This window comes from Acidovorax sp. Root219 (genome assembly GCF_001428665.1).
Classification (GTDB): Bacteria; Pseudomonadota; Gammaproteobacteria; order Burkholderiales; family Burkholderiaceae_C; genus Acidovorax.
Genome location: NZ_LMIJ01000021.1, coordinates 24,930 through 48,529 on the forward strand (window position 1 = coordinate 24,930; position 23,600 = coordinate 48,529).

22 protein-coding genes are annotated in these 23,600 nt (G+C 68.1%); 7 read left to right on the forward strand and 15 right to left on the reverse strand.

Annotated features, from left to right (window positions below):
- Positions 1–5 precede the first annotated feature (5 nt).
- From ASE28_RS20175 to ASE28_RS20225, 11 genes are all read right to left on the reverse strand, one after another.
- On the reverse strand, positions 6–449 hold the full coding sequence (locus ASE28_RS20175) for a hypothetical protein (protein WP_057268228.1): 444 nt from the start codon (positions 447–449) through the stop codon (positions 6–8).
- 21 nt (positions 450–470) lie between these two features.
- Positions 471–2,501 carry a hypothetical protein gene (locus ASE28_RS20180; RefSeq protein ID WP_162262269.1) on the reverse strand — a complete coding sequence of 677 codons (2,031 nt, stop codon included), beginning with the start codon at positions 2,499–2,501 and terminating at the stop codon, positions 471–473.
- Between the two features lie 14 nt (positions 2,502–2,515).
- Positions 2,516–3,214 (reverse strand): hypothetical protein, encoded by a 699-nt coding sequence (locus tag ASE28_RS20185; protein WP_057203382.1) that lies wholly within the window; start codon positions 3,212–3,214, stop codon positions 2,516–2,518.
- Between the two features lie 18 nt (positions 3,215–3,232).
- On the reverse strand, positions 3,233–3,574 hold the full coding sequence (locus tag ASE28_RS20190; protein WP_057203383.1) for a hypothetical protein: 342 nt from the start codon (positions 3,572–3,574) through the stop codon (positions 3,233–3,235).
- A 67-nt stretch (positions 3,575–3,641) separates the two neighbouring features.
- Entirely contained in the window at positions 3,642–4,634 is a 993-nt protein-coding gene (locus ASE28_RS20195; RefSeq protein ID WP_057268230.1) for a N4-gp56 family major capsid protein, read from the reverse strand.
- Positions 4,635–4,721: 87 nt separating this feature from the next.
- Positions 4,722–5,819 carry a hypothetical protein gene (locus ASE28_RS20200; RefSeq protein WP_057268231.1) on the reverse strand — a complete coding sequence of 366 codons (1,098 nt, stop codon included), beginning with the start codon at positions 5,817–5,819 and terminating at the stop codon, positions 4,722–4,724.
- A 243-nt stretch (positions 5,820–6,062) separates the two neighbouring features.
- Positions 6,063–6,371 (reverse strand): hypothetical protein, encoded by a 309-nt coding sequence (locus ASE28_RS20205; protein WP_057203386.1) that lies wholly within the window; start codon positions 6,369–6,371, stop codon positions 6,063–6,065.
- A gap of 59 nt (positions 6,372–6,430) precedes the next feature.
- The gene (locus tag ASE28_RS20210) at positions 6,431–9,121 is read right to left on the reverse strand and encodes a hypothetical protein (RefSeq protein ID WP_057268232.1); all 2,691 of its coding nucleotides are present in this window, start codon (positions 9,119–9,121) and stop codon (positions 6,431–6,433) included.
- A 198-nt stretch (positions 9,122–9,319) separates the two neighbouring features.
- Positions 9,320–9,832, reverse strand: coding sequence for a hypothetical protein (locus ASE28_RS20215; protein WP_057268233.1), 513 nt, complete (start codon positions 9,830–9,832; stop codon positions 9,320–9,322).
- A gap of 175 nt (positions 9,833–10,007) precedes the next feature.
- Positions 10,008–10,820 (reverse strand): SHOCT domain-containing protein, encoded by an 813-nt coding sequence (locus ASE28_RS20220; protein ID WP_157422062.1) that lies wholly within the window; start codon positions 10,818–10,820, stop codon positions 10,008–10,010.
- A 173-nt stretch (positions 10,821–10,993) separates the two neighbouring features.
- Positions 10,994–11,968 carry a LysR family transcriptional regulator gene (locus tag ASE28_RS20225; RefSeq protein ID WP_235516179.1) on the reverse strand — a complete coding sequence of 325 codons (975 nt, stop codon included), beginning with the start codon at positions 11,966–11,968 and terminating at the stop codon, positions 10,994–10,996.
- Between the two features lie 300 nt (positions 11,969–12,268).
- Here ASE28_RS20225 and ASE28_RS20230 point away from each other — a divergent pair, with 300 nt between their 5' ends.
- From ASE28_RS20230 to ASE28_RS20240, 3 genes are read left to right on the forward strand one after another with little or no spacing between them, the layout of a single operon-like run.
- The gene (locus ASE28_RS20230; protein WP_200963978.1) at positions 12,269–13,414 is read left to right on the forward strand and encodes a M20 aminoacylase family protein; all 1,146 of its coding nucleotides are present in this window, start codon (positions 12,269–12,271) and stop codon (positions 13,412–13,414) included.
- 60 nt (positions 13,415–13,474) lie between these two features.
- Entirely contained in the window at positions 13,475–14,506 is a 1,032-nt protein-coding gene (locus tag ASE28_RS20235) for a tripartite tricarboxylate transporter substrate binding protein (RefSeq protein ID WP_082608174.1), read from the forward strand.
- Positions 14,507–14,566: 60 nt separating this feature from the next.
- Positions 14,567–14,959: a hypothetical protein gene (locus tag ASE28_RS20240; RefSeq protein ID WP_057268236.1), complete on the forward strand. Its 393-nt coding sequence runs from the start codon at positions 14,567–14,569 to the stop codon at positions 14,957–14,959.
- Between the two features lie 41 nt (positions 14,960–15,000).
- Here the strand turns inward: ASE28_RS20240 and ASE28_RS20245 are convergent, their stop codons facing one another.
- Positions 15,001–15,396 (reverse strand): VOC family protein, encoded by a 396-nt coding sequence (locus tag ASE28_RS20245; protein WP_057268237.1) that lies wholly within the window; start codon positions 15,394–15,396, stop codon positions 15,001–15,003.
- A 13-nt stretch (positions 15,397–15,409) separates the two neighbouring features.
- The gene (locus ASE28_RS20250) at positions 15,410–16,132 is read right to left on the reverse strand and encodes a class I SAM-dependent methyltransferase (protein ID WP_057268238.1); all 723 of its coding nucleotides are present in this window, start codon (positions 16,130–16,132) and stop codon (positions 15,410–15,412) included.
- Positions 16,133–16,349: 217 nt separating this feature from the next.
- Here ASE28_RS20250 and ASE28_RS20255 point away from each other — a divergent pair, with 217 nt between their 5' ends.
- A complete protein-coding gene (locus ASE28_RS20255) occupies positions 16,350–16,799 on the forward strand; it encodes a MarR family winged helix-turn-helix transcriptional regulator (protein WP_057268265.1) in 450 nt (149 codons plus the stop codon).
- Positions 16,800–16,919: 120 nt separating this feature from the next.
- A complete protein-coding gene (locus ASE28_RS20260; protein WP_082608176.1) occupies positions 16,920–18,032 on the forward strand; it encodes an FUSC family protein in 1,113 nt (370 codons plus the stop codon).
- A 15-nt stretch (positions 18,033–18,047) separates the two neighbouring features.
- On the opposite strand, the gene ASE28_RS20265 is transcribed toward ASE28_RS20260, so the two are convergent.
- Positions 18,048–18,557 carry a hypothetical protein gene (locus tag ASE28_RS20265; RefSeq protein ID WP_057268239.1) on the reverse strand — a complete coding sequence of 170 codons (510 nt, stop codon included), beginning with the start codon at positions 18,555–18,557 and terminating at the stop codon, positions 18,048–18,050.
- A 1-nt stretch (position 18,558) separates the two neighbouring features.
- Positions 18,559–19,560, reverse strand: a complete 1,002-nt coding sequence (locus tag ASE28_RS20270) for an alpha/beta hydrolase (protein WP_057268240.1) — start codon at positions 19,558–19,560, stop codon at positions 18,559–18,561.
- Positions 19,561–19,844: 284 nt separating this feature from the next.
- Between ASE28_RS20270 and ASE28_RS20275 the strand changes: the two genes are divergently transcribed.
- Positions 19,845–21,692: a hypothetical protein gene (locus tag ASE28_RS20275; protein ID WP_082608177.1), complete on the forward strand. Its 1,848-nt coding sequence runs from the start codon at positions 19,845–19,847 to the stop codon at positions 21,690–21,692.
- A gap of 74 nt (positions 21,693–21,766) precedes the next feature.
- Positions 21,767–23,584, forward strand: coding sequence for a hypothetical protein (locus ASE28_RS20280; protein ID WP_082608178.1), 1,818 nt, complete (start codon positions 21,767–21,769; stop codon positions 23,582–23,584).
- Positions 23,585–23,600: the final 16 nt, after the last annotated feature.

Here is a 23,600-nt window from a genome sequence, read left to right on the forward strand (position 1 = left end):
GTCGATCAAGCTCCTGAAAGAAAGAAAACCTTGCTGCGCGACTGCACCGGCGCCCACTGGTGCACGCCGGCAACCACGAACAGCGCCAGCGGCCGGGCCTGCACCGGCGACACGGGCAGGCCGATGGCCCCGCCCGCCTGGGCGCTGACCCAGGCCTGCACCCAGTTCGTGCTGGCCAGGGCCTGGCTGTTGTCGCCCGGCGGCACGGGCGTGGCGGCGGTGACGGTGCCGGTCACCGTGACGTTGCCGGTGACGGACTGGTCCCCCGTGAGGGCGTTGCCGCCGGCCAGGTTGGCCTTGGTGGCCAGGCCGGTGGCGAGCTGGCCGGTCTGCCCGGCCACGCCGTCGAAGCCCAGCTCGACGCGCTGGAACTCGTCCTTGAGGACCTGCTCGTCCACGCGCTGGCCGGGCAGCGGGTTGAAGACGCGGTGGTAGAAGGTGTTGGCCATGGGTGTGGTTCCTTTGGTTGGCTATCGGTCCAGGCGCCGCGGCGTGTACACCACCGATACGCTCTGCAGCGTGTGGGGCAGCTCGTCGCGCGCGGTGCTCACGATGTTCAGGCTGAGGTCGGTGCCCACGCCGTCCAGCCGCACCTTGGAGAGCACGTTGGCGGGCACGCTGTAGTAGCTCTGGCCGTAGTTGCTCACGCTGTAGTAGGCGCCGCCGGCGTTCTGCAGCACGTTGACCACGTCGGTCAGGCCCACCTCGGGCTTGCCCAGGCTGTACTCGCCCTGCACCAGCAGGCGGCAGGCGCTGCGGTTCTTGCTCTCCAGGTCGACGCGGCGAAAGCGCTTTTTCTCCATCGGGCTCTTGGTGTGGTTGAAGGCCAGGCGCAGGTAGGCCTGGATCGGCGCACCATCGAAGCTGCGGCCCCGGTCGGCCTCGTAGACAAAGCCGTCGTCGCTGCCGAAGAAGTTGCGCGGCTCGCCGCCGACCACCGCATCGCAGGTGCAGCGCACCGTGCGGCCATAGTCGATGGGCATGAAGGCCAGCGCGCTGCCGCCGTCGGCCGTGGGGATGGGCGTGACGCTCAGGCTTTCGCCCGTGGCGAAGAACAGGCGCATGCGCTTGTCGGCCCGGTTGACCACCGAGGCCGTGACCTGCCGCGCCTTGAGCAACCGCTGGATGCGCGAGGACAGCGGCAGCCGCTCGAAGTTGCCGAAGGCCTGCGTGGCGCTGACCACGGCCACGCCCAGGGTGTCGAACACCAGCACGCGCCCCAGGTTCTGCACGCTGCCGCGCTGGGCGCCCACGTCGTCGGCAAAGTTCACGAAGCGCCAGTCCGCGCTGCTGCTGCCGTACAGCACCCAGGTGCGCTCGGCGGCAAACACCATGAGTGCGCCGCCCTCGGCATCCGACGGCAGCACCTGGAAGCCCGTGACCACATCGCCGGCCGCGATCTCGGCGGCGCCCACCACGGCGGACCAGCGGCAGGGGTCGCCCACGGCACTGTGCTGCACCGAGCCCTCGAAGCTGAAGAACAGGTGGTTCTTGTGCGCCACGCAGTGCACGGGCTTGTCCACCGCCATGCCGGTGGCCAGGGGCACCAGCACCTCGCCGTCGAACTCGAAGCCGCGGTTCACGCCATCGGCGCCGTAGATGCGCTGCTGCCCTGCGCGGCCGTTGAAGTTGTAGACCACGGCATCGAGCCGGCCGCCGGGCAACTGGGTGATGGCCGCCTCGGCGCCGCTGGCGGTGGCGGCCACGCCGGCCGTGAAGGCGCCTGCGGTGAACGGCCCGCCCGACGGCGCCGTGACGATGAAGCGCCCCTTGGCCGTGCCGGCCGCCCAGGTGCCCGACTCCACCACCACGCGCTTGACCATCGCGGACACGGCCCCCTTGGTGATGTTGGCGCCCACGGCCGGCTCTGCCCCGCTGCCGCCGGTGAAGGCCAGCTCGTGGTGATGGAACACCGGCATCCAGCCGGTGGCCGAGCTTTTGTAGATGCTGCAGGCCGTGGCGGCCACGTTGTCGCGCCAGGCGTAGACCGTGCCATTCAATACGGCAATGCCCCGCAGCGGCCCCGACCCCGGCACGGCGCCAATGGCCGCGCGGTAGTGGTCGGCGGCCAGCGCCGCAAAGGCGTTGTCGTCAAAACCGTCGATGTCCGAGGCATCGCCATCGAACACGCCCACAGCGCTGCCCGCCACCGTGAGCGGCTCGCCCACGGCGAATGCGCCCGTGAGCTTGGTCACCACCATCTGCGCCGCATTGCGCAGCGCCAGCACCAGGGCCGTGGCCCCCGAGGTGGCACCCGCCACCGTCTGCCCCACGGCTAGGCCCGTGAAGGCGGTGGCGGCGCGCAGGCACTTGAAGGCCGCATCGCTGGGCCGGGGCCGGCCGTCAAAGCGTTCGTAGCCGCCGATGCGCTCATAGCCCTCCAGGGCCGAGCTTTCGTAGTTGATCGCCCCCGTCACCATGCCGGGGCGCAGGGTGAGCTGCGCCGACTCGGCGTCGAGCCCACCCGCGAGCGGAAAGTACTGGGTTTTGAGCGCTGGCATGCGCACTTCGCCGGTCATGCGAGAGGCCTCGCACCAAAACCCGGGCGTGGAAGCTGCGACTGCGCCAGCGCCGAGAAGCCCATGCTGTAGTTCTGCTCGGCGCGCTGGTAGACCTCGCTGGCCGCGTCGAAGCCGCCGTACTCGCGCAGCGCGCGCCAGCCGATCAGGTTGTGAAAGCGCGCCGGCAGGGCCGGCTCGTCGGCGTCGAGCACCATGTCCACCACATCCTTCACATAGGCCGCGCGCACCATGTGCGCCGCGTCGGGCGTGGGCCCCACCAGCAGCTCGCCGCCGGGCGCGATGCTCCAGCACTGCAGCGCGCCCGGCGCATGCACACCCACCAGAAAGCGCTGGCGGAACGCCTCGTAGTCGAGCCAGGCCAGCGCATGCTCGCTCACCTGCCCGTCGGCCACGCGCCAGGCGCTGGGGCGGTAGCCATCGGCTGCGGGCTTCCAGGCGGCAAAGTCGGCCAGGGCGAAGCCGGGGGCCGCAGCCTCGGGCACCATCAGCAGGGCACCGGCCGCCACTTGGCCCAGCGCCTCACCACGGCGAAACAGCCAGGACTCGTGCGCCAGCGCGATGTCGCGCCAGGCCCAGTTCACCCACTCGAACACGCGGGCATCGTCGCCACTGGCCGTGGTGGCCGATGCCGGCGGGCCGCCGGACAAGCCGCTCTCGCGCTTGACGGCCCGGGCCAGTTGCAGGAAGTTCATGGTGCGCGCCCTCCCCGCTCAGCTTTTGCGCTGCAGGGGGAAGCGGGGCTTGTCCACCCAGCGCATCCTGTCGATGTTCTCGGGCTCTTCGGGATCGGCCTCGCGCACCGTGTAGGCCAGGCCTTCGATGTGGTCGGCCATCTCCACCGGCACGCGCACCCAGCGCTCGCGCTGGATCTGGATCTGGTAGTTGTTGAGCCCGAAGAACGGCTGCTGCGGTTCGTGCAACTCGCCCTTGAAGAGCTTGATCTCGCAGGTCTGGCCCGAGAAGCCGTGCTGCTGCACGGCCACGTCGATGTCGGTGTCTGTGCCGGCGGTGGGTTCGGCCAATGCGGCGGCCTTGGGTTGTGCTTTTGCCATGGGGGTATTCCTTCAAAGGAAGGGGCCGGCGGCTTGCCGGCCCCTGGGTTGCGATGTGAAGCGAAGGTCAGGCGGACACGCCGTGCTCGATGCGCGTCATCCAGGCGTCGTTCAGGATGGCCGCGGCCGACCACATCTTGAAAGCGACGTGCCCGCGCTGGCCCATGGGGTCGATGTCGCTGGGCTTGGGGTTCACCACGATGGGCGTGAGGCCCGAGCCCGATGCCGACAGGTTCACCGTGGCATAGGCCTCCTTGCCGACGATGACCGACTGGTACACGTCCACCGCCGTGCCGCCCAGCATGCCGTTGAGCGTGGCATTGCCGGCGTTGACCAGCGGCGCGTACAGAGTGGACGAGACGAAGCGGATGTTCTCGAACGAGCCGATCTCGTTCTCGCACAGCGGCTTGAAGGTGCCGTAGTTCTGGATGCGCGTGTAGCCGGCCGGGAAGAACGCGGGGTTCTGCAGGTCCATCTCCACGTTGGGGTGCACGAAGCACACGTAGCACGGCGGGATGGGCAGCGTGCCCACGCCATCGGTGGCGTTGAGCACGGTGGTCAGCGCCCGCGCGTCCTGCGCCTTGAGCTGGCGGATCGCGCGGCGCGCCACGTTGGCCGTCATGGTCGTGTTCACCGTGTTGCGCGCCACGCCGTTGGCGTACAGCACCTGCGTGCCGGCCTTGATGGTGTTGTACAGGATCAGCTCCTGCGTCTGGCCCGCGGTCTCGCCCAGCGAGGCGCTCAGTTCGCTGAGCACCGGGTCTTCGTGCGTGTCGGCGATCACGTCGGTGATCTGCACGCGCTGGCCGTATTGCTCCAGGTTGGCCGACACGTCGGTGCTGGTGATGTTGCCCTGCACCGGCGTCACGCCCTCGGTCAACGGCGTGGTGGTGGGCGCCAGGCGGCCATAGCGGCGCCACTTGACCACCTTGGTCTTGCCCTTGGGCACGGCAGTCACCACGGCAAACTTGGCCATGTTCAGGGAGGGCTGGGCGCGCTCCAGCATCTTGTCCACCGCATAGGCGGCGGTACGGGGGGTGATGTCACCATAAACGGTCATATCGATTGCTCCTCATCGGGAAAATTGGGTACAGGTGTCCAGGCGCTGCGGGTGGCCGCAGCGCCTGTCATGGAGCGCATGGGGGCGTCAGCCCGCGCGCGTCAGGCGCTGGCGCCGAAAGAAGTCCAGCGACGCCTCGAAGTCGTCCTCAGGGGGCAGGCCGCCCTTGGCGCCGCTGGCGCGCGAAGGCAGGCCCGCCGCCGACTGCAGCCGCGCGGCATTGGCGCTCGCGCGCTGGGCGGCCGGCTGCTGGGGGTAGTGGGCAATGGGCGCACGGCCCGCGCGGCGCAGGTGCGCGTCGTAGGCGTCCATCACCGCGATGGCCTCGCCCGGGTCCTGCCCCTGGTAGAAGGCCGCCTGGATGGGCTGCGGCTGGGTGTGGATCCAGGCGCTGAAATCCGTGCTGCGCACCACCTCCACGGCATTCGGGTAGGTGGATTGGAAGGTCTGCATCGCGGCCTCGTAGGCGGCGCTGCGTTGCTCCTGCGCGCGCTGCTCCTGCTCGGCACGCAGGCCGTGCAGCGGCTCGACCATGCGGGCGGCGGTCTGCTCGGCCACCGTCGCGGCTTGCGCATCCACGGCCTTCAGGGCCTGCTGCACGGCGCCCACCAGCCCATGCAGCTCGGGGAACTGCTGCACCTTCTGGGACAGCTCGGCCAGCCGGGCTGCGGCGGCGGATCCATCCGCGGCAGCGCCCGGCGCGGCCTTGCCGCTGCCCTTGAGCTGGGTGTTCTCCTGCAGCAGGCGGTCGCGCTCGGCCCGCGCCTGGTTCAGGTAGCGGTTGAGCTGGCCCACGCGGCCCATCTCGCTGCGCGCCTTGTGCAGCTCTTCCTGCGTGCGGCGCAGCAGCTCGGCGGGGTCGGGGTTGCCGTCCCTGCCAGCGTGTTGCGCGGCGCTGGATGCAGGTGCGCGCGCACGGGCCTGCGCGGCATCGGTGCCCGTGGCTTCGGCGCCCATCGCCGTTGCTGCGGGCATGCCCCCGTCGGGGCCTGCCGGCATGGCGGTGGTTGGCGCCTGCACCTGGGCATCACCACCGGTTTCCGCACGCTCCTGGCGCAGCGCATCCAGCGCCTGTGCCATCTGGTCCTCGGCATCCATTGCGCTGGCGGCGCCCTCTCCGGGTTCCAGGCTGGCGGCGGAGGTGGAGTGGTTGCTGTTGCTGTTGCTGCTGTCGGTGGCGTTCATGGTGCGGTCTATCCTTCTTCGGCATGGCCCGCGCGGGCCAGAGGCAGTGGTGGTTGCTGACACCGGGCACATCGCCCGTGAAAGCAATGTCCGCGAAGAGGCGACCGCGCTGAAGGGGTGGCATATATGCCGCCGTTTCAAAGGCCCGCCAAGTCGAGAGGAGTGATGAGGGTGGTGGTTTTTCACGGCACGCCAAGCGAAAAAAAAGCCCGCACTCGGCGGGCTTGATTTATCGGATTCCCATCAGATGTCGGGAAAATTCTGGCTGACGAAAGACTCCACAAAGGCGAGCGCATCGGGCTGCAGCCGGTCGATCTGGCATACCTCCTGGTAGCTCCTCCAGAACATCTGCACCCGATCGGTCACGCCCGGTGGAAAATCCATCTGCCTGGCCACGATCTCCTGCCACGACCCCTGATCGCGGTACACTGCGGCCAGTCGCGGCTGCATGGCAACCAACGCAGCGTTCTGTGCCTCTCCCAACTGGCCGATCACGTCCAGAAAATAGCTGTCCAGCAGCCTCAGAAAGGGCTTGCCTGCGTAGCGATCCATCTCAATCCTCCTTGGGTTTATCGGGGTTCAGCTCTGTCGTGAGCGGAGCCTTGTTTTTACTATCTTTCCGGCAAAGCCTGGCCATTGACTGGCCCTTCTCCACGGTTTTTCGGCTTTTTCTTTTTGTTGGCTGGCGCGCCCGCAGGGATTGCCCATTCCGAATAGCCACCCCGAGCTCCATCGTCGGGGTGAAGAGCTCGCCAAAATGGCGAGCCAGGGGTGTGTTGCTCCTGAGGGACCAAGCGCATCACACCGGCCTCGCCATGAGCAGCCGACCTGGAGGCATGCTCCCACACCCAACCCGCAGGAGTTTTGCGCCCCCCCGTCGATGACACTGCACCCATCACACCCGGGATCAGCCGCTCCATCATCTGTGCAAACTCAGGATCGAGAACAAAGGCGCCATCAAGGGCCGCATTGGCGCGATTGAAATGCACCGCCCGGCTTCTTCCAAAGTCCTCCAGCTTCAACTTCATCTCGAAAGCTACCGTGTAGGCGTGGGAAGCCCAGGGCAATCCGTCAGCCCCCATCTTGGGCCACAACGCCTTGCGAGAATCGGCTTGCGCCTCACCGCTTTCAATCGATGGGCCTGTTCTATCGCCCACATCCGGCATCGCGAGATCTTCCGATCCAGCATACCCACCAGCCATGCCGGACTGCATGGATTCCGCCACCTGCGCGCCAAGGGGCGCAGCCCTTTCCGCAAAGGCGGGTAATGGGACGTCTTGTTCCTGAGCCAGCACTTTCTTTGCACGCGACGCGCTGCGTGGTGCCACATGCAGCTGGTTGCCAGGCATCTCGAGAAGATCGCCTTCGGGGATTCCAGCCTTTCTCAGCCGTGCCAATGCCGACTGCCCGTTGCTCACCACCGACAGGGTCCCTTCGCTGAGCAACTTCATGCGCGTTGGCAACGCCGGTGCAGCACCGTCGGCGCCGCCCAACGGATCGAAGGAGCGTTCGGCCGGCTCAGACACCTCTTGCCTGCTGGCAAGAAGCTTTCCAGGCAACAACGACAAAACCTCCTGCGCTCGCCTCGCGCTGCCTGGCTCCACCATCACCCCGCCTGGACTTGCAAAGATATCCGAGAGCGCTATTCCCGCCTGCTGAAGTGCTTCACCTACGAGGACGGGGTCCCCCCGCACGGCCAAGGTACCGCTGTCCAGCACCTCCATCCGGGATATGGCGGCCATTGCAGACGGCGAGTCTTGCGCGCCCCGCTCCCGTTGCACCGAATCCGCCTGCACAGGCGTGGACTTCATGGCGCTCGCTGTCGCGGCCTGCGGCGCCTCGAAGGGCAGATCGTCGGTACGTGGCCAGCCTGCCTCACGACCTTGTGCTTCATTGGGACCACCGTGCCGACTGCGGCCATGGCCACCCAACTCCTTCGGTCCTGCCGAACTCTCACGCTCGGGGGCAGGCAGGTGCGGCGATGGCTGATACGGCGTCTCGGGCGGAATATCACCTCCGGGAACATCGTCTTCAGAAACGGACGCCACAGCATCGACACTCCCGGGGCGCCTTCGCCCCCTGGCGCCCGACGCAATGCCGAACAGTGCGCCTGCAGCAGCTTCGTCGAGGTACTGAGCCACCTGGCCCTGGCCATACGGATCACGGCCGGCCCCCCACTCCTCGGGCACACGCTGCACAGCCTCGGTACCGCCCTGCACGGCCATCTGGGTGCCCATGGACTTGCCCAGGCGCTCCAGTGCATTCCCCTTGAAGGTCTTGGCGGTCAAGGCATCCAGGCCGATCCTGTTCGCGAGCGTGTCGATGGCCGTGGAGACCGTGGCACCGGTCAGCATCGTTGGCAGGTCGAGCAGCTTGCCAGTCCTGCGCGCCTCCTCGGCCGCATCGGCGTAGACAGAGCCAAAGGTCTGCATCGTGCTGTTCAAGGCAATGCCAACAACCTCTCCCAGGGCCTTCTTGCCCACCGTGTTGGCAATCAGGCCGCCCATGCCGGCCGAGAGAATGGTGGTTGCCGCCTGAAAGCCCGCGTAGCCGCTGTTTTCCAACGCCCACTCCAACGCGTCGCCTGTGCTGCGAATACCGGTGAAGGTCGGCGCAAGGCTGATGTTGTTGACGCCGCGCATGGTCTCCCGGTACCCCTCCAGACCCCAATCGCGCAGTTCCTCGCTCCCGGTCAATTCACCCGCCAGGCCGGCCGCGCCCATGGCGGTGGCATAGAGCCCACCCGCCCCCTGCGCCAGCCCTCGTACGACGGACGGCATCTCCTGCGCTGCGGCGCGCTGGCGGGCATCGGCGCGCAAGGCACGCATTTCCTTTTCTTCGGCGACAACGCGCTCGCGCTCAGAATTGGGGTTGTAGTGCTGCACGATGCGCTCGCCTGTCACGGCGTCGGGGCGCGCCTTCTGCGTCCGCGCATTCAGGCGCTGTTCCAGATTGGCGTCGAACCGCGCGTTGCCAGCGGCATCGGCAGCCGCATAGCCCAGCGCCATGTACTGCGCCCCCCGGTCCACAGGCTTCTGCTCGATGGCAGGCTGGGATAGGTTGAACTCCGCCAGCGCGTGCAGCCGCTCACGGCTGGCAGGGTTGATCTCCACAAGCCGCTGCACCTCCTGTTCCAGCGCCAGTTCGCGCCGGCCAGCGTCGGTATCAAGCCGCATGCCTGAAGCAGCCCCCCGCCCTCCACCGGCGCCGCGCCAGGCGTGGGCCGACGTGATGACCTGCTGCTCGGACATATCCTCCTGGTCATCGGCAGCGCCAGGCCAGGCCAGCTTGAAAAGGTTCATTGGCAGCCCTCAAACGGGACGAGTGGATCGGCTTACCACTGTCCACGCCGGCAGGTTGGCCGCACAGGATCTGCATATATGCGCAGGCAGGGCTGCGCCGCGCTCCAAGGCCCTCAACCTGACCGAAGCAGCGGCCAAAAAGAAGCCCGCACAGGGCGGGCTACTTGGGGAGGGGTGTCGCGTATGGCCGCGCAATCATCACCACAGCACCCCAATCAGCGCAAACGCCCCGCCCAGCACGAACATGGTCTGGAACAGCATGCTGCGCAGCTTTTCATCGGCGCTTTCGCCGGACCACGACTCCACGCCAGTGAGCTGGATCACCGAGCCCCAGGTGGCGAAGATGGCGCCCAGGGCGGCCAGGACCTTGCCCATGTCGTCCGGAAAGATCAGCTCCAGCGGCCGGCCCAGGCCCGAGTACATGATGACCAACAGCATGAACACCCCCACGATGGTCAGGCCCGAGCGCCAGAACTGGGTGCGCGTACGCAGCAGGCGCGCGAGCGATGCCTGGCGCATGGCCTCCAGCTCGGTGCCGGTGCTCCATGCGCCCGCGTTGTAGCGCGCCAGTTGGTCTGCGGGCTGGATGATGATGGCCAGGTCATGCGCGGCCGCCATGTCGGCGAAGCGCTGGCGGCTGAACAGAAACGCCCACAACGTCGGGAAGGTACTGAGACGCTTGGGCACCACGGGGGGCACCGGGGACGGCATGCTAGGTTTCCGCCCTCTTTTGCGCTGGCAGCAGCAGCCCATGCACGGCGCCCTGCGAGGGTGCGGTGCAACGGTGCGTGAAGTGGGAAATGCGATCTACTGCCATCCCTGGATCATAGGGGCAGGTGGCACAGGTGCAATAAAACAATGGCCGGCTCGGCGCACCCGCCCGAGTTCACTTCGCCAGCAGCCTGCCCTTGAGGTTCTGGAATTCCAGCTCGGTGATCGTGCCATCGGCCCGGAGCTTGCCCAGCTTCTGCAGCTCATCGGCCACCGAAACCGGCCCTGCAGCGGCAGGCGCTTGCGCGGCTGGCGGTGCCAGCACGGGTGCCGCAACCGGCATCACCGCCGCCGCCGGAGCACTCACCTTTCGGTACTTCTCAGCCTCCACGCCCGCCTGGGCCACCAGGTCGTTCACCACCTGCGCATCGATCTCGATCGGGGTGGGGTTGGCGCCCAGGCCCGACAGCTGTATGCGCAGGGGCTGCGTGCGGGCCCGCTCCACGGCAGCGGGCGTGAGGTCGATGAAGATTTCTTCCGCGTAGGAGCAGCCGCTGCGGCACGACACCACCCGTGCGCCCAGGCGGCCGAGCTTGAGGCCTTCGCCAGCATCCGTCTGCGCCACGGAGAGCGCCTTCCACGAGCTTGCGCGGTAGATCTCATAGTAGTGCACGTAAAAGTCGACGTCGCCCGTGGCCTTGCTCACCAGGGCCGACAGTGTCCAGCGCCGCACGTCCATCGCACCGGCTTCGCGGCTGACGGGCTGCGCCTCCAGCTTGGCGAAGCGGTAGAAATCGCCAGTACCCGGCTGGAGGGCTCCGCGCTTCTTGGCCGCCGCGTCCTTCACACTGCCGCCGAGCGGCGGTGCAGGCGTATCGGAAAACACGCCCCGGTTCATGGCCTCCATGTTCGTGGCCTGCTGGGCAAAGGCCGCAGCGGCGCTCAGCGCCATGGCGGCCACGGCCAGATTTTTTGCAAGTCCCTGCATGCGTCTCCCTCTCGACTTTGTTGTGTGGGCCCGGCTCTCACCAGGCAGCCGCGCGATCATAGAACCTGCCTACAGCAACGCCGCAGATGCCGCGGCAGATGACACAGGCGCTAAAAGGACAAAGGGCCCACCCGCGCAGGGCCGATGCAGAGGCAACCCCGCCTTGCCCGGCATCACACCCCGGCGCCCACGCCTGGCGCCATTTCCACCGAATAGAACACCCGCCGCAGCTCCGCATCGTCCGACTGCACACTGGCCTGCACCTGCTCGGCAAAGTGCGCCAGGAAGCGCTGTGCGGCGAGCGACGGGGTTTCGTTGCTGCGGCGGATGATGCCCACGGTGCGCGGGGCGAACTGCTCGCGCAGCTGCAGCGCCACCATGCTGCCGCGCAGCGACGCGGTCTCGGCCAGCGGCCAGGGGCAGAAGGTGAGCATGTCGGTCTTTTGCACCAGGGTCAGCATCAGCGCGGCCGACTGGGCCAGGTGGATGTGGTGGCGCGGCACGGCGGCGCCGTGCTGGGTGAAGAGCTGGTCCATCAGCTCTTTTTCACCGCCGGGGCCGAAGTTGAGCACCCAGTCATCGCCCAGCAATTCGTGGATGGACGATGCGCCCGCACGCGGGTGGCCGGCGCGGGCCATCACTGTGGCCTCGTAGGTGAAGAGCGGCGTGGACTGCAGGCCCAGCATCTCGTCGGACGCGGCGATGCGGCCGATCATCAGGTCCAGGCTGCCCTCGCGCAGCTTGGGGTAAGCCAGGGCCGAGAAGCCGTCGAACAGCTCCAGCTGCACATGCGGCATCTCGGCGCGAAACGGCGGCAGCACGCGCGCCAGCAGGGTCTGCGCCACCCAGGGCGTGATACCGATGGACAGGCGCTGCGGCGCGCCCGCGTCGCGGTGGCGGGCCAGGTCCTGTTCGGCCTGGTGCATTTGCTCCAGGATGCGCTGGGCGTGCTGCACCAGGTCGCGCCCGGCGGGGGTGAGGCCAATGCCGCCGCTGTGCCGGGTGAACAACGCCAGCTGGCAATCTGCCTCCAGCTCGCGCATGCCCTGGGTGACGGCCGCCTGCGTAACGCCCAGCGCACGCGCCGCCGCGCGGATGCTGCCATGCGCGGCCACCGCGGCGATGTAGCGCATCTGGTGCAATTTCATGGTGGCCATTATGGGTGCCCGCAGGCCCAGGCCGCCCTTGCAGCCCGGCCACAGCACAACCCTGTGACAACAGCAAGACAAGCACCGCCATGCGGTGCAAGGCAACCCCTGTCTGCCGCCGAGAGGGTGGGGTTTCTAGACTTTGCCTGCATACCGCACACCACTCCAAGAACCGCCATGAACCAGGTCACCGAACGAGACAACGAAAAACAACAGCAACCGCACCAGCTCGCCCATGCGCACGGCAGCGCCTGCGCCGCCGACCCCGTGCTGCCCGGCATCCGCGCCATCGAGGCAGAGATGGTGGCGCTGCGCCATCACATCCACGCGCATCCCGAGCTGGCGTTTGAAGAATTCGCGACCGGCGACCTGGTGGCCGAGCGCCTTGCCGAGTGGGGCTACACGGTGCATCGGGGCCTGGGTGGCACCGGCGTGGTGGGCACGCTGCGCCTGGGCAGTAGCCCGCGTGTGCTGGGCCTGCGCGCCGACATGGATGCCCTGCCCATCCACGAGGAAACCGGCCTGCCCTACGCAAGCACCCACCAGGGCAAGATGCACGCCTGCGGGCACGATGGGCACACCGCCATCCTGCTGGCCGCGGCGCGCCACCTGGCAAAGGAGCGCAGCTTCGACGGCACGCTGCACCTGATCTTCCAGCCTGCCGAAGAGGGTCTGGGCGGGGGCCGCAAGATGATCGAGGACGGCCTGTTCGAGCAATTCCCCTGCGACGCCATCTTCGCCCTGCACAACATGCCCGGCCACCCGGTGGGCACCTTCGGCTTCATGGGCGGGCCGTTCATGGCCTCGTCGGATTCGGTGACCATCACCGTCAAGGGCCGGGGTGGCCACGGCTCGGCCCCGCACCTGGCGGCCGACCCGGTGGTGGCGGCCGCGCACATCGTGCTGGCGCTGCAGACAATCGTCTCGCGCAATGTGGACCCGCGCGAGATGGCCGTCATCTCCGTGGGCGCCATCCACGGCGGCGATGCGCCCAACGTGATCCCCGGCAGCGTGCTCATGCGCCTGACGGTGCGCGCCTACCGCCCCGAGATCCGCGCCATGCTGCGCGAGCGCATCACCGCGCTGGTACAGGCCCAGGCCGCCACGCTGGGCGTGCAAGCCGAGGTGGACTACCACTGGCGCTACCCGGCTCTGGTGAACGACGTGGCCAGCACCGACTTTGCACGCCAGGTCGCGCTCGACTGGCTGGGCGAGGACGGCCTCATGCCCAACCTGCAGCCCCTGACCGGCAGCGAAGATTTCTCCTTCATGCTGGAGCAGTGCCCCGGCAGCTACCTCATCGTGGGCAACGGCGTGGGTGATACGCATGGCAGCGGCGGCTGCATGGTGCACAACCCCGGCTACGACTTCAACGACGCATGCCTGCCGCTGGCATCGACCTACTGGGTCAAGCTGACGGAGCGCTTTCTGGCAGCGCCGGCCTGATCCCTGCTTGCCCCGCCCCCTCACCCTGTTCGCAACCCCTCACCTCCACGGCCCCCGACCATGCACATGCCCATCTCCCGTTTGTTGACCCCCTTCCTCGCCGTGCGGCCCACGCGCCGGGGCGCCCTCGGGCTTGCCGTGGCTGCGGCGGCATGGGCCTGCCATGCGCCCGCCGCCCTGGCCCAGGGCGCGCCAGCCTGGCCCACCAAGCCGGTGAAGATCGTCATTGGCTACCCACCAGGCGGCTCGGTGGACCAGGCCGCGCGCATCATCGGCGACGCGCTGGGCCCCAGGCTCGGCGCCACACTGGTCATGGACAACCAGGGCGGCGCTGCCGGCGCCATTGCCGCGCAGCGCGTGGTCAGCAGCCCGGCCGACGGCTACACCCTGCTGGTGGGCTCCAGCAACGAGATGGCCGCCACCGGCCTGGTGAACCCGGCGCAGAAGTACGACCCGCTCAAGGACCTGGCGCCCATCGGCCTCATCGCCACCGCCCCCGTGCTGCTGGTGGCCGGTCCCAAGACGGGTGTGAAGACCCTGGCCGAGTTCATCGACCTGGCCAAGCGCAACCCCGGCAAGTTCAGCTACGGCAGCTCGGGCGTGGGCTCCACGCTGCACTTCGCGGGCGAGCTCATCAAGCAGCGCGCCGGCATCTTCATGGCGCACATCCCCTACCGCGGCACCGCCTCGCTCACAAGCGACCTGGCCGGCGGCACGCTGGACTTTGCGATGCTGTCGCCCACCGCCGCCCTGCCCTTCATCCAGAGCGGCCGCCTGGTGCCCCTGGCCATCACCAGCGCCGCGCGCAGCCCGGCCCTGCCCAACGTGCCCGCGCTGGCCGAGCACCCGCTGCTCAAGGGCTACGATCTGGTCGGCTGGTTCGCCATGGCAGCGCCGCGCAACCTGCCGCCCGCCCTGGCCCAGCAGCTCACCCAGGGCCTCAAGGCCACCCTGCAGGACCCGGTCGTGCGCCGCCGCCTCGAAGACGCCGGCATGGTGCTGCCCACGCCCCAATCCGACCTGGCCACGCTGATGCGTGACGACATGGCGCAATACGCCAAGCTGGTGGACTTTGCCAAGATGAAAGACTGACCGCCTCGTCAGGGCGTGCGATCATGCGGCAGACCTATTTGTTCTTCCAACGACCTGCCCATGACGACCACCCCCGCCACCCCTGAACAATGCGCGGCCCTGCGCACCGCCCTGCTGGCGCTGCACCGCCACCTGATCGAGCTGGAGCGGCGCGACTATGAGAAAGTCCACGGCCGCCAGTCGGCCGGCGAGTTCCTGCAGGTCATGGCGTATGCCGAATCCATGCGCTGGCTGGAGCCGCTGAGCCGCCTCATCGTGATGCTCGACGAGGCCATGGAGCCCGACAACGCCGATGCCGCCGAGGCACCCCACATCGTGGCACGCCGCGTGCGCGAGATGCTCAAGCTCGAACATTCGGCCGAGGCGGATTTTTCAGGGCACTACCAGCGGCACTTTCACACATCGCCGGAGCTGGCGATGGCGCATGCGGCGGTGATCAAGGCGCTGGGGTAGGACTGCACCTGGGCTCGCAGGGGCGCTTCCTGCGGTGCAGCTCAGCCAGCCTCATCGGGTTGAACGAGATTGATCAGGTTGCCACAGGTATCCTCCAGCAGCACCATCGTGATCGGCCCCGCGCGCATGGGCTCGCCGCGGAACTGCACCCCATTGGCCTTCAGCCGCGCGTAGTCGCCCGCCAGGTCCTTGGTGATGAAGGCCGTGGCCGGAATGCCCGCCTCGAACAGCGCGCGCTGGTACACGGCCGAGGGTGGGAAGGCCATGGGCTCGAGCACCAGTTCTACACCCTCGACCCCCTCGAGCGAGTGGACGGTGAGCCAGCGGAAGGTACCCATGGGGATGTCCTTGTCCTTCACAAAGCCGAGCTGGGTCGTATAGAACTTCAGGGCCTTTTCCTGGTCGTCCACAAGGACGCTGGCGAGTTTGATCTGCATGGTGGTCAGCTCCTCAAAGCGGTTTGCGCGCTACTGCATTGAGCAGGGTTTCCTCGCGCTCCTTGGGCACGCCAAAGCCCATCCATTCCAGGGCGCCCAGGTCCTTTCGGCTCCACCACAGGTAGGGCATGCTGATGTGCTCGGGCTTCACCTCGAAGCCGGCTTCGCCCAGCATCGCCAAAAACTCCGGCGCGCTGCGCTGCACATGCATGGGGTGGCGAAACAGCAGCCGGATGGCCAGGCTGTGGATGTACGCCCGGGTACTTTCGGCCAGCAGCAGGTGGCCGCCCGGCTTGAGCACACGAAAGATCTCGGCCAGCGCGGCCTGCTGGTCCACGATGTGGTGCAGGGTCTGGTGGCACAGCACCAGGTCCACCGATGCGTCGGGCAGCGGGATGTGCTCGGCATGCGCATGGTGCAGTGTGACGGGGGGGCTGACCGTCTGGCGCATCGCCGCGCTGCGCGCGGCAAAATCCGGCTCGGGATCGAGGGCATGGATCTGGCTGGGGCGAAAGCGCTCCGCCAGCTCCGGGATGGAGTGGCCCAGGCCGGTACCGATGTCCAGCACGGCACCGCCCTTGTGCAGGTCGGGTGCCAGGCGCTGCAGGTCGTTGAGGGCGCGCTGCAGCACATGCACGCGCCAGGTCGCGGTGGACAGGAACCACAGGCCGAAGCGGGTCTCGGGGACAAAGGCGTGTGCCGGTGTTGCGGCCGGGGGGGACGAAAGAGAAGGCATGGATGGGCTTTGGCGCAGGGCCTGTGCGATGTTCTGGTGGGCGAGCCGGAGGACAGTTGTCACATCGGGCGGCTTTTCTCCAATAGATGATAGGTCAAGAGAAGGCCCAGCCCCCTATCCCCTGGTTCATGGAACGGTAACAGGCGCCTTCACCCAGACAATACACCATTGCACCACAATCATTTGAATTCAAATGATTGTGGTAAAATCGTTTCCCATGAAAGAAGCCCTGCCCGACCCACGCCACCGCATCGGTATCCGCCTTGTGGGCCTGGCACGCCGCTGGCGCCAGGCGCTGGATGCTCGACTGTCTGCCAGCGGCTTGAGCGACGCCACCTGGGCGCCGCTGATGCACCTGCACGAGTTGGGGAGCGACAACGACGTATCGCAGAGCGCGCTGGCCGCGGCCGTGGGGCTTGATGGCTCCAGCCTGGTGCGGCTGCTCGACATCCTGGTGGAGCGCGGGCTGATCGAGCGCCGCCCCCACCCCGAGGACCGCCGCGTGAAGCTGGTGCACCTGACGCCCGCCGGCCGGCGCACCGTGGCCGCGCTGCGCAAGCAGCTGCAGGCCATTGAATCGGAGCTGCTCGCCGACATTGGCAAGCAGGACGCGCTGGCGATGCTGCGCGCCTTCGAGCGCATCGAGGCGCGCATCGCCGCACAGTGAAGCACCCCCTGAGTCGCTTCGCGCCTTCACCCCTCTCTCGACTCGCTGCGCGAGTCGGGAGNCCTGGGCTGCGCCAGTTGCAGAGGTTATGGGCAGCACCTAACACCATTGAAAACTGACATGCAGAACCGCGCCGTACCTTCATCATCTACCCATTCCACCAGCTCGCACCTGGCGAGCCTCCTGAGGCTGCTGGCACCCGCGCGCCTGCGCGAGAGCTGCGCCATCACGCCCCTGCCCTCGCTGCGCAATGCCGCCGTGGTGGGCCTGCAGACCTGGCTGGCGGTGCTGATCTCCGCGGGGGCCACGCACCTGTCGCCGTGGGCGCACCTGGTGGGCTATGCGGCGCTGGGCGCGCTGGCGGCGCTGCTGGGGCGCTTTGCACCCGTAGGCCAGCGCATGCCTGCCGTGCTGCTGGCGGGCGTGCTGCTCGTCGGCGCGGTCGCGCTGATGTCCCTGTTGGGCCTGGCAGGTGCAACACCGGCTGCCCTGCTGCTGTGCCTGGGGTTGCTGGCCGGCACAGTGTCGTGGCTGGCAGGCCGCTGGCGCCTGGGCCCGCCGGGCGCGGTCATCTTTGTCTTTGCAGGCTGCGCAGCCATGGTGCCGGTGGACGGCTGGCAGGCCGCCGCTGACCGCGTGCTCTTCACCCTGGCCGGTGTCGCCACGGCCCTTGCCGTCTGCCGCGCCACCGACCGGTTGCGCTCCGCCCCCGCAGCGCCGCCTGCCGCACCCGCGTTGCAGGCACCGTGGCTGGCCTTTGCCCGCATTGCCCTGTGTACTGCCTGCGCGGGCCTGGTGGCCCTGGCCGCCGGCTGGCAGCACCCTGCCTGGGCCGCCATCGGCGCCATGGCCGTGCTGCAGGGCGGCCCCCTGCATGCCGCCATGCACCGCGCCCTGCAACGCACCCTCGGCACCCTGGTCGGCGCGGCCCTGGCCTGGCTGATCCTGGCGCAGCACCCCTCGTTCTGGCCGCTGCTGGCGGCCGTCATCATGCTGCAGCTGGCCACCGAGGTGGTGATCGGCGCCAACTACGCGCTGGGCCAGGTCTTCGTGACCCCCATGGCCCTGCTCATGACCTCGCTGGCAGCGCCTGCGGCGAGCAGCGGCATGCCACTGGCGCGCGTGCTCGACACCGTGCTCGGCGCGCTGGTGGGCATGGCGTTTGCGGTGGTGTTCTCGACGCTGAAGGACAGGGTCCATCTGGCGCAACACCATGAGAACGCGCGGCCATAGAAGCGCGCCCTCAGGTCAGTTGGCACCGCCCGCTACATAGGCGCGCAGGGCTTGTGTGAATTCAAGGTCCGGGCAGGCATGGCCGCCTTCATCGGCGCGCAAGATTCTCGCGTGCGGCGCCATGGCCCAAACCTGCCGCAACAACTCCAGCAAGGCACGCAGCGTCTGCTCGTTCCAGTCCGGCCCCATGCGATAGTCCATCGAGAGACCACCGGACTCCACACTCACCGTGAGCGGCGGCAGCTCCACGTCCCCCACTCGCAGGCCGACAAGGCAGTGCCGAAAACTGTCGACCCTGCCCTGCACGAAGTCCCTTGCAGGATGGGGCACATCGCGCACCAGAACATCCTGCTGCAGGTCGATGCGCCACAGTGTTGAATCGCCCGTTCCAGAGGACTCGCCCCTGAGCCATTCGTACACCGCGACGATCTGCTCTGGCGACAGATCCTCGACGAAGATGTCCGGCAGCGAGCCGTCGTCCACCTCAAAAAGATGCCGCAGAATCGGCCACCATGGCGTGGTCATATCATGGCCTTGGCTTGCCCGGCGCAACAAACCGTGCGACCGCATCCACCACCCCTGGCGCCAGCGGCTGGCCCGGGTTGGCATAGGTCGCCATGTTCGCTGCGGGGTCGTCCGTCACCACCACCTTGAGCACATGGTTGGTATCGGGCAGCAGCACCAACTGGGCAGCGGGCTTGGCCTGGGCCAGCAGGCGCGCGTCCTGCACACCCACCTGCAGGTCGCGCTCGCCCTGCAGCACCAGCACGGGCTTTTGGGTGGTGGCAATGAGCCCGGCCGGGTCTTGCGCAAAGGCGCTGATCAGAAAGCCCTGCACTGACTCGTTGAACAAGGGCTGCAAGGCAGGGTGCAGGCTGGCAGTGTCCACACGGCCGCCGCCCTCCAGCTTGGTGATCGCGGCCAGCGCCTGGTCCAGGATGGGCGCGTTGGCCGGGTTGGCGCGCCATTGGTCACTCAATTGGTCGCGCAGCACCTGGCCCAGGGGCCGGCCGGGTGTGGCCACCAGCAGCAGGCCGCAGATGCCCTGCACCTCGCTGCCCCCTTGCGCTGCGGCCAGCGCAACCAGTCCGCCCTCGCTGTGGCCCAGCACCCACACGCAGGGCACACCGGTGGTGCGGCGGATGGCGCCCACCCAGCTGTGCACGTCGGCCGCATAGTCGGGGATGGTGACGGCATTCGCATCGGCCACGGCCTTGGCACTGCCGAACATGCCGCGCTTGTCGATGCGCACCGTGGCAATGCCCCGGGCCGCCAGGTCCTGCGCGAGCAGCTTGTAGGTGGCGGCATTCACACCCAGGGGGTTGTTGCCGTCGCGGTCCGTGGGGCCCGAGCCGGGCACGATCAACACCACGGGCGCGCCCGGCTTCGCAGGCGACAGCAGAGTGCCCTTGAGCGGCCCCAGCGGACCCCGGGCTTCGATGGGCTTATCCCGCGGATCGGCGGCGGGCTGTGCTGCGGCGGCCAGCGATGCGGCCACAGCCGCCAGGGCCAGGAGGAGTACTTTCATGTGGCCAAGTATTGCCGATGTGCAGCCATCGGCCGTTACAAGTGGTGGCTTCGTGGGTGCACCGGCAGGGCTACCGTCAAACCCGTGGGCTACCCATCAAGCCCCGGCCTTGCCCCCATCCACGCCTTTGACATCGCCATCGCCGCCGTGCGGAACCGCGCCGCGGGCCGCACCACCAGATGTAGACCTACCGCAGGCGCCCGCGTCGACACCGACCCACCCGAACGGGTGATCACGTGTCTTTCGTCTGTCCACAAGGCGCCAAAGCTGCTAGAACACGCGCCATGAACCGAACCCGCCCTTTACCCCAGCGCATCACCCCCTGGCTTCTGGCACTTACGGCCTGGTTGCTGCTCGCCGCGACACCGGCACCCGCCACGGCCACCACCGTCAGCGCTGGCTATGACACCTCGTGCTCGGTGTCCGATACCGGGGCCGCGCAATGCTGGGGGGCCATGGCGCTGGCAAAGACCAGCACGGCCGGCATTGCCGACGTTCGCGTGGGCAAGGGCTTCGGTTGCGCCCTGCTCAAGACCGGCACCGTCAGTTGCTGGGGCACGATGGGTGGCCTCTCGCTGGGCGCAGCGTCTGCGGACACGCTGGGTACACCGATCACCGGCATCTCGGATGCAATACAGCTGGTGGCAGGGGCCAGCCATGCCTGCGCACTCAGCCGTTTCCGCGAGGTGTACTGCTGGGGTGACGGCAGCCAGGGCCAGTTGGGCGAGCCGCTGCGCGCGACACCCACGGCCGAGGCGACCAAGGTGCCAGGCTTCTCGGGTACATGGCGCATTGCAGCCGGCAATGGCAGCACCTGCGCAGCGCTGACCATTCGCACCGTGGTCTGCGTGGGCGCCGGCAGCCTGTTGGAAGGGGCGCAGTCCGATCCAGGCAAGGCCCGCACGGTGCCAGGCATCCGCAATGCATACGACGTATCGATCTTCGATGGCCATGCCTGCGTGCTGCTGGGCAATGACAAGGTCGCCTGCTGGGGCAACAACCAGCATGGAGAATTGGGCGCGCCCGCCAGTAGCGGCGTGGCCACCAGTCCTTTCGACGTGGAGGGCCTCTTGGGCCCCGTCAAGGCCCTCACGGCGGGCCACCGCTTCACCTGTGCGCTGCTGGCCAACGCCACACTCCAGTGCTGGGGCAACAACGCCAACGCCCAGTTGGGCACGGGCCTTCCCTACGCAGATAGCCAAGCGCCCACCCAGGTCGTGGGCATCACCGAGGCCGCCGAGGTCAGTGCAGGACAGGGGTATGCGTGCACCGCCCTGTACGGCGGGTACGTCAACTGCTGGGGGAAGCCAGAGCCCCTCCAGGCGATGGGCCATGGACTGTGCGATACGCACATTGCCACGTATCCCGGCTTCGACTATGTCGCATCCCGCGACAACCTTCCGGTGTGCCATGCCAGGCTCACCGGTGCGATCACCCCCTATTCCGTGCAGGGCCTCGGGCCCGCCCACGACATCGGCCTGGTGCTCGACTGGGCCGAAAAGACCTTGCCCTCGCTGTTTCCCGCGCGGTCGCATTCTCTGGCCGACCCACTGCAGGACTTCTACACCGAGAACTACCCAGGCGGCCACACCCTGGCTGTCACGGGCCATGGCACGCCCCGCCTGTTCTACCAAGGGCCGGAAAGCGGCGGCAGCGTGGTGGAGCTGGGAACCCTGGCCCACTGGGCGCAACTGGCCGCCCGGCCCGCCCTGGCACTGCAGGCCACCGTGTGGATCGACTACATGCCAGGCCCTCCCAGCCCCGGCTGCAACAACCTGTTTGCCGCCTACGCGGTGCGCGCCGGAACCACCGGTTTTCCCGCCGGTTTCAGGGCTACGTCGGTGCGGCTGGAAAAGCCCGGCCTGGTGGTCGATGTGCCCGTGCGGGACCGGTATCTTTACGCACGTTTGACGACTGCCGCCGACTGGCTCTCCAACCGCGGCCGGTTGCCCGGCGCACCCATCCCGCCCGGAATGATGGAAGAGCCGGTTTACAGCGGCGTCGCCCAAGGCTGCCCCCCGGCCGGACTGACGCCCGGCGACGACGTGGATGTAGTGCTCTTCTACACCACGGACCAGGGGAGCGGGTCGCTGCGCGTCAAGGCCAAGGGACCGATTCTGGCGACTTCCTGAACCTGAGGGCCTGCGCTGGTCGCCAGCGAAATCTCTTTGGCCAAACCCGCTTTCCCACCCATGAAGTCCTTGCCATGAACGCCCACCGATTTTTACTACAGCGGCAGCGCATTGAAGTCTGGCTTCTCGCCCTGGCCGCCGGGCTATTGCTGCTGCTGGCCGCGGCGCCATCCCCCGCCCGGGCAACCACGCTCAGCACCGGGTACGACACCTCGTGCTCCGTCTCCAACGACTGGGTGGCGCAGTGCTGGGGTGCGGTGCCGCTGGCCAAGACCGGCACCGCGGGCATTGCCGACCTGCGCGCAGGCAAGGGCTTCAATTGCGCGCTGCGCAAGGACGAGACCGTGAGCTGCTGGGGCGACATGGGCAGCCTGTCGTTCGGCCCCGCAACGGGCGACACGCCGGGCCAGGCCATTGCGGGCGTGCGGCAGGCCACCCAGTTGGCCGTGGGCGCCACCCACGCCTGCGCGCTCAGCCGGGGGGTGGTGTACTGCTGGGGCGATGCCAGCCGGGGCCAGCGCGGTGCTCCGGTGAGCCCTACACCCTCGGCCCAGGCCACCTACGTGGAGGGCCTGTACCAGGTGGTGCGCGTGGCCGCCGGCAACGGCAGCACCTGCGGGGTCAAGGTTGATGGCACCGTGTGGTGCTACGGCAGCGGTAGCCAGCTCACCGCACCGGGCGGCATGGCCCCCGCGCCCGGCACGGGCACCATGGTGCCGGGCATCAGCGACGCGGTGGACGTATCGCTCTTCGACGGCCACGGCTGCGTGCTGCGCAAGACGGGGGCTGTGGCCTGCTGGGGCAGCAATGCCAAAGGGGAGTTGGGCACGACGCCTAGCACCACGCCGGTGACCGCTCCATTGGACGAACCGGACCTCGGCGGCGCAGCCAAGGCCGTTGCCGTGGGACCGGGCTATACCTGCGCCGTGCTCGCCGACGGAACGGTGAAGTGCTGGGGTGGCAATCCCAACATGCAGTTGGGCGTAGGCTACCACCGGGACTCCGCCACGCCAGAAACAGGCAAGGTGCTGGGCATCGCCGATGCCACCACCATCAGCGCAGGCGCAACGCATGCCTGCGCGGTGCTCGATGCTGGCTACGTCAACTGCTGGGGCACCGGCGTCGGCCGTGGCGATGGCCTTTGCGATACCGTGGGAGCCTACTACCCAGGCGTGCAGTACAGCTACCCCAGCTCCAACCTCGCGGCCTGCTTCAGTGGGGCATCCGCCACGCCCTATGCCGTGCGGGGGCTTGGCCCGTTGGCCGATGCGAACCAGGTGATGGACTGGGCAGAGGCCAGCCTGCCACAGACCTTTCCACCCCAGTTCCAGATCCCCTCTTTGCCTGACCGCATCCCCAACTACCTGGTCCGCGCCTACCCCGGCAACACCTACCTCGCCGTCAACGGCCACGGCACGCCGCACCTGATGTACCTGGGCCCCGACAGCGGCGGCCAGCTGCGCGACCTGGGCCGTCTGGCCCAGTGGGCGCGGCAGGCGCGCGCCTCGCAGCCCGTTACGCCGCCCATCAACACCACGCTGCAACTGCTGCGGACACTGGTCACCGTGGACTTCTTTCCCGGGGCTCACCGCACCGGTTGCGACAACCTGTACGTCTGGTACCAGTTGAGCGCCACCGCTGGCAACGCCCTGCCCGCGGGGTTCACGCCGACCTCGGTACGGCTGCTCAAGGGCGACACCTATGTCGATATACCGAGCGTCCGCGAGGACAGCAGATCCCCTGTGTCACCTGACACCTACCTGGGCACGGCCGGGGGCTGCCCCGCCACGTTGATCCGTGGCGACGACGACGTGGAGGTCGTGCTGTACTTCACCATCGGCGGCGAGGCGGGGCAGGTGCGGGCCAAGGTGAAAGTGATGGAAACGTCCTGAGGGCCAGCCCCCACGG